Annotated in this window: 2 protein-coding genes; both read right to left on the reverse strand. The window is 81.6% G+C overall.

Annotated features, from left to right (window positions below; all coding sequences use genetic code 11):
* The coding region (locus VGB14_14775; GenBank protein HEX9994190.1) for a hypothetical protein at positions 1 to 984 on the reverse strand (984 nt) is incomplete at its 3' end.
* Between the two features lie 49 nt (positions 985 to 1,033).
* Positions 1,034 to 1,564: hypothetical protein (locus VGB14_14780; GenBank protein HEX9994191.1), on the reverse strand; the 531-nt coding region annotated here is incomplete at its 5' end.

Below are 1,564 nucleotides of genomic sequence, written 5' to 3' on the forward strand. Positions count from 1 at the left end.
GCCGTCCTCGTCGTCGCCGTCGAGGCGGTCGGCGATCCAGTCCGTCGCCCGCCGCGTCGTGCGGCCGACGGCCGCCATGGCGTCCCCTGCCCGGTCGGCGGCCCGGGCGACGACCCCACCGCTCCCGCGGAGCACGCCGCCGGCGAGCGACGACCCCACCTGCGCGGCGCCGGCGCCGACCCCGGCCATCACGGCCAGCCCGGGGAAGCCCCGGTCGTCGGCGTCGTCGGCCACCTCGCCGAGCCAGGCCGCCACCGCCTCGCCGCCGACGTCCACGCCCGACCCGGCGTCGGCGGCGACCGTCTCGTACCAGTCGCCCACCTCGTCCAGGGCATCGTCGGCGGCCGCCGACCCCGCCTCGAGCCCGGCGCCGGTGCGCCCCAGCCAGTCGGCCACGTCCTCCCGGGACCGCCACAGCTGCACGGCGGTGACGACCCCGGCCACCACGGCGACGACGACCAGCCCGCCGCCGGAGGCGCCGGCGGCCAGCAGGTACAGCGTCGTCGCGTCGGCCCCTGCGGCCACGCCGGCGAGCGCCCGGTCGATGCCGGCGGCGTCGCCGTCGAGCACCGTGTACACGTTGCTCACCAGGCTGAGCGGGAGGAGGACGGGCACCACCTGGCCCGCCGGCCGCCCGGCCCGCAGCGCCTGGAGGGCGGCCGACACCCCGCCCGGCGTGGTCACGAGCGACCACACCGACAGGCCGGTGCGGCCGGGGTCGAGCAGGCCGTCGGCGAGCGCGCCGGGGAGGGCGGCGAGCGGGGCGTCGTCGTCGAGCCCGACCGCCCGCAGCACCACGTCGGCCTGCTGTTCGCGGCACCAGGCCGCCACCATGGCCACGGCGGCGCCGGCGTCGACCCGCCCACCGACGGCGACCAGCTCGGTGGCGATGGCGGCCGCCCGCCGGTCGAGCTCGTCGGCCGCGGCGGCGAGGGCGAGGGCCAGGTCGGCCAGCCCGTCGGGGTCGGCCCCGACGACCGTCACGCCCGCTCCCTCGGCGAGCGAACACCGGCGCAGCCGCCGTCCGTGACCGTCACGCCCGGTCCTCGGGCGGGGTGACCTCGACGCGGTCGCGGCCGCCGTCGGCGACGACCCTCGCCGTCCCGCCCCTCGCCGCCCGGGCGACCTCGGCCGGGGCGGCCGGGGCGGCCGGGGGCCAGTCCGTGAACGTCAGCACCTCGCCGGTCGACGGGCGGTACAGGGCGGGGGTCGGCCGGCCGTCGCCGTCCCAGTCGCCGACGAGGAAGGCGTCCCCCGGGCGGCCGACGCGGAAGCGGCCGGTCGCGGTCGTCACGACCCCGGTGGCCGGGTCGAAGGCGACCGGCTCCGGGGCGGCCGTCGCCCGGCCGGCCGACCAGGCGGCGACGGTGCCGGCCGCGACGAGCGCCCCGACGGCCGCAGCCGCGGCGAGGGCGCCGGGCCGGCGCACTGGCCGGGCCGTCGGCGGCGCGGGCGGGCGGTCGGGCAGGTCGACGGTGATCGGGCCGGCCGCCGGCACGGCGTCGTCCGGGGGGACGGGGAGGCGGCCGGGCCCCTCCCGGCAGAGCGCGGCGGCCAGGTCGGC

Source organism: Acidimicrobiales bacterium (assembly GCA_036399815.1).
In the GTDB taxonomy this organism is placed as follows: domain Bacteria; phylum Actinomycetota; class Acidimicrobiia; order Acidimicrobiales; family DASWMK01; genus DASWMK01.